Source organism: Oleiphilus sp. HI0128 (genome assembly GCF_001635365.1).
Window position 1 is genome coordinate 1 of the sequence record NZ_LWGG01001510.1, and the last position, 1,063, is coordinate 1,063.

Sequence of the window (1,063 nt, forward strand, 5' to 3'; positions counted from 1 at the left end):
GACACCGAGCGGAGTATTCTTCAGTGTTCCGGTTGGGAGTGTTGAATTCAACCTGGAACAATCATTTCATGGTACGCCTCGCCGCCGAGTTGAGTATATTGATAGAGGTGTGGGCTTGTTTTAGTTCGATTGACCTTACAGTATTGATTAAGTGCTAGTCATGCATGAAAGCATGACATTCCGAAGCGTTTGTATATGCGGATCAATCAGGCTTAGCTCCGTATTAGCAAAACCCAGTACAAGGCCTTGCTCCTCGGCTCGATCGAGGTAATAAGTGGATAAGGGGCTGGCAGAGAGGTTATGCTCCCTCATCGCTTCAACAACCTTCATATCTGATAGCCCGGCCTGGCAAAGTTGCGGATTAAAAATCAATACTATGTGCATGCCCGCGCCGGTGCACTCGGGCTTTGCGAGATTTTCCAGGTGCTGTTCGCAAGCCGCGATGATCGTTTTGAATTTCTCGTGATAGAGCCCTCTCATTTTTCTCAGGTGCCTGATAAAGTGCCCTTCTGCAATAAACTCAGCGACAGTTTCCTGCTCAACCATTGGTGTTTGCCCTGCGATTCTATTTTTCGTCTTCACACATGGGGCAATGACTTGCTCAGGGACAACCATGTAGCCAAGCCTTAGTGCAGGGTAAAGTACCTTGCTAAATGAACCGATGTAGATAACTTGATCCTGTAAACCCAAACCTTGCATGGAGGCAATCGGTTTGTGTTCATAGTGATATTCACTGTCGTAATCATCCTCCAGAATCCATACTCCATTTTCAGCAGCCCATTGAAGGATGTTTAAGCGATTTGCCAAAGGCATAATCCCGCCCATCGGATATTGATGAGTCGGTGTGACACATAAGATTTTACCCTTTGGTTTCTTCGGTAGTGCTTGTAGGTCTAAGCCATTCTTACCCACCGGGATGCCGGTAATTTTGCACTGATGTGCTTTAAAGGCTTCGCGCATTCCAATGTAGCCCGGGTTTTCCAAATAGACTTCATCTCCGTGATTCAAGATGACTTGAATCGCGATATTGACCGCTTGTTGAGCGCCAACCGTGATGATGATT

At 46.7% G+C, this 1,063-nt stretch carries 1 protein-coding gene; it reads right to left on the reverse strand.

Annotation, left to right across the window (positions count from 1 at the left end):
• Positions 1-147: 147 nt before the first annotated feature.
• Positions 148-1,063, reverse strand: a 916-nt coding sequence (locus tag A3763_RS24895) for a PLP-dependent aminotransferase family protein (RefSeq protein WP_156495320.1), incomplete at its 5' end; no start/stop codon positions are given.